Origin of the sequence: Methylorubrum aminovorans (genome assembly GCF_022179725.1) — a bacterium.
GTDB lineage: Bacteria > Pseudomonadota > Alphaproteobacteria > Rhizobiales > Beijerinckiaceae > Methylobacterium > Methylobacterium aminovorans.
In genome coordinates this window covers 1-3,002 of record NZ_BPRC01000074.1, presented here as the reverse complement: position 1 = coordinate 3,002, position 3,002 = coordinate 1, and the positions used below count along the sequence as shown (strand labels likewise).

Here is a 3,002-nt window from a genome sequence, read left to right as displayed (position 1 = left end):
GCCCTGGGGTGGCGAACACCCCAGGAATTCGCCCTAGCGGCGGCCCTGCAGGCCGCCGAATGAGATCCGGAAGCTCACCTTCCGGCCGGACCAAAATCCGGGGGACCCTCAGCGGTCCTCCAGCCAGACAGTGGCGCTGGATCGAGTATGGGCCTGTCGGCGCACGGTGGCTCGATGGGGCGGGATCTCGCCTCCTGCGCACCAAGCTGGCCGAGGCAGGCATGGTCAGCCAGGGCACCGGCGCTACGTGGGCGGCGCTGGCCGAGCGCGGTCTTCTGACCACCCGATACGAGCACACCGGCCTGATCGACACGCGCAGCCGCCGTCCGATCCGATCCCTCATGGTGCGTCTGATGACCGACGGCCGGAAGGTGGCCCGCCTCCTACAGGGAGAGCCACCGACGCGGCCGAGGAGCAAGGAGCACCAGCCGCTTTCCCTGTCGGCGCTACGCTTGGTGGCGTACGGCCAGCAGCATCCCGAGGAGGCGTTCGATTTCCATGCCCCCTGGGGCGTGTGCCCGCTCGACTACCTTGTGGTCCTGGGGATCTGCCGCGGCCTCGTGAAGCGCGGGCTGCTCGCCGGCGACCCGCCGACCCGGCTCAGGATCACTCCGGCCGGCTCGGTCCTCGACGTCACGCGGGAACCGAACTGGAAACCCCTCAGGCAGTCCCCTCGCCCTTTCCAAGAAGTCTGTTAGTCCGGATATGCCCCACTGGGTGAACCCGGCGGGGCATGGTGCGCGCGTCAGCGAGCGGTCCAGGCGGTGGCGCTGGCGGCGATCATCGCACAGGACAGCCACAGGAGTGGGATCCAGGGAGCGACGGGCCCGGCGGCGATGCCCGAGGGCAGGGTGAAGATCGCGGCGATGGTGCCGATGCCGACGGCCGGCAGCGTGACCCGAGCGGTGGTGGTGATAGCGGCCTGCATGTGGTGACAGCCTCCGAGGGAACCATTCCCTGCAACGAGGGTCGCGGCTATCGTCGAAAGTCACAACCGACGAGGCATGGGGGCCCACCATCCTCCCGTCAGTCCGCCTCCATAGGTCTTTGACCTATGTCGGTCGTTGACCTATATCCCGGGCATGACGGAGCCCCTTCACGACACCCACGAGACGGCGCCGTTCATGGCCCGCTGCACGCGGCTCGGCCTCACCGAGGCGGACCGCGACGACATGGTTCTGCAGGTTGCGCGTGATCCGAGCGCCGGGGCGCTCATCAAGGGCTCGGGTGGCCTGCGCAAGGTCCGTTGGGGCGGCTCGGGCGGGTATCGTATTCTGGTTGCGTATTTCGACAAGGACTCTCCCGCCGTCCTCATGTCGATCCTTGCGAAAAATCAACAAGCCAACTTCACAGCGGCGCAGATCAAGCTGCTGCACGCGCAAGTCAAGGCCATCAAGGATGCCCGTCGCCGGCGCAAGAATGAGTGAGATGAACTGAGCCCTGGAGCCGGTCGATACCGGCACTCTGTGGTTTTTGGTGATTGACGATGGTTGATGTTACTGAAGAAATCTTCGCCGATCTGATGGAAGGGTTCGAGCAGATCCGCAAGCACGATGCTGGCGATCCCGATCATGGTCTCCGCATCCACCTGCCGAAGACGGTCGACGTGGCGGCGATCCGAAAGCGCACCGGCAATTCCCAGCCTGTCTTCGCCGGGAGCATCGGCGTGCCCGTCGATACGGTTCGGCAGTGGGAGCAGGGTCGTCGTCAGCCGAAGGGCGCCGCTCTGGTCCTCTTGGCGATGCTGGAGAAGAACCCCCGCCTCGTCGAGGAAGTGCTCGGCTCAGGCGCGCTACCGAAGGCCGGCGATCGCACAGCGCCGGTCGGATAGCACAGGTGCATCTGGACGATGCCATCGGCGTTGGTGCGGCGAGGGCGAGCCTTCGCCAGCCTCAACTTTGGTGTCGGTGAGCCGAAGGGTGGGGGTGAGCCACGGCGTATCCACGCCCGACCGATCTGGCGCGGCCAATGTGCAGCAGGCGGATCCTCTCGGCCTCGCGGGCGGCCTCCTGCACCTCAAGGACGACCGTTTCCCTGGACATGGCGGCGCGGGTGTAGGCGTAGCAGCAGGGCTGCCCTTCCTGGCCGCGAAAGTGCGGCCCCCACACGCTCTCGGTGTTCGCATCGACGACAAACGAGCAGCCGTATCCCTCGATCACGCGAGCCTTGGCGTTCAGCCGCACGATCGCACCGACGGCCGGCCGGAGGGCGACCAGCATCAGGATTCGATTGGCCAAACGCATCTGCGAGGTCGCCTCGTGAGCACGCAGGTCGGTGAGCCAATCCGGCTCCTGGTCGCCCTGCCCCCTCGCTTCGTCGTAGGGAAAGCGGACCCTCACACTCTCCCCCCACACGCTCACGAGCACGTGCAGCGAGGAGAGCCGCTGGCCGTTGAGGGCGAGGGCGGCGAGGTACTGGTGGCCTTCGAGCCCGGGGGTGTCGAGGGCGACCGGCTGCCCGTCGAACTCGGCATCCCGGTCGACCGCAAGCCGGCCGGCACGTGCCACGATCTCGTCGCGACGGCGAAGCGCGCCCTCGGGAAGGCCTGCTTGAACCGAGGCAACATCGTGGGGTCGGCAATGGAAAACCGGACTGCTGCTCCGTCGGCGAGGGCCGTGATGGTGAAATCCCCGATCGTCGTTGTCATGGAGGCGATCCCCCGATCGGAGGCTTTCCGATCCCGTTTGCCGTGGCGGTGGCATGGCGAGCCGTGACTCTAGGTGTTTGATCCCGCGGTGTGGTGGTACGATTGACCATCATGCTGCGAGGGATGCGCTATGGGCCAAATTCTCCACGGCAGCGCCCGCACGACGGAGCGGCTGTGTTGAAGGTCAAGCGGTGAGTGGCCGCCATGGCGTACGATCGCGGACGATGGCGTTGAGCGTCACCAAGAGCTTTCGCATCACCGCAACAAGGGCAACCTTCCTCGGTCGGCCACGCTGGGTGAGCCGCTCGTAGAAGGGCCGGAAGGGAGAGCCTCGCCGGATCGCGGTCAGCGCAGC

5 protein-coding genes and 1 pseudogene are annotated in these 3,002 nt (G+C 66.6%); 3 read left to right on the top strand and 3 right to left on the bottom strand.

Going from position 1 to position 3,002, the window contains the following annotated elements:
• Positions 1 to 221: 221 nt before the first annotated feature.
• Positions 222 to 698 carry a hypothetical protein gene (locus MFF24_RS28515; protein WP_238229203.1) on the top strand — a complete coding sequence of 159 codons (477 nt, stop codon included), beginning with the start codon at positions 222 to 224 and terminating at the stop codon, positions 696 to 698.
• A 47-nt stretch (positions 699 to 745) separates the two neighbouring features.
• Here the strand turns inward: MFF24_RS28515 and MFF24_RS28510 are convergent, their stop codons facing one another.
• Positions 746 to 928 carry a hypothetical protein gene (locus MFF24_RS28510; RefSeq protein ID WP_238229202.1) on the bottom strand — a complete coding sequence of 61 codons (183 nt, stop codon included), beginning with the start codon at positions 926 to 928 and terminating at the stop codon, positions 746 to 748.
• Between the two features lie 196 nt (positions 929 to 1,124).
• Here MFF24_RS28510 and MFF24_RS28505 point away from each other — a divergent pair, with 196 nt between their 5' ends.
• Positions 1,125 to 1,427 (top strand): hypothetical protein, encoded by a 303-nt coding sequence (locus MFF24_RS28505; RefSeq protein WP_238229201.1) that lies wholly within the window; start codon positions 1,125 to 1,127, stop codon positions 1,425 to 1,427.
• Between the two features lie 59 nt (positions 1,428 to 1,486).
• Positions 1,487 to 1,831, top strand: coding sequence for a helix-turn-helix domain-containing protein (locus tag MFF24_RS28500; protein WP_238229200.1), 345 nt, complete (start codon positions 1,487 to 1,489; stop codon positions 1,829 to 1,831).
• A gap of 61 nt (positions 1,832 to 1,892) precedes the next feature.
• Here MFF24_RS28500 and MFF24_RS28495 read toward each other — a convergent pair whose 3' ends face one another.
• Positions 1,893 to 2,507: a hypothetical protein gene (locus tag MFF24_RS28495; protein WP_238229199.1), complete on the bottom strand. Its 615-nt coding sequence runs from the start codon at positions 2,505 to 2,507 to the stop codon at positions 1,893 to 1,895.
• Positions 2,508 to 2,831: 324 nt separating this feature from the next.
• Positions 2,832 to 3,002: pseudogene (locus tag MFF24_RS28490) on the bottom strand (IS110-like element ISMno7 family transposase); the annotation flags it as partial.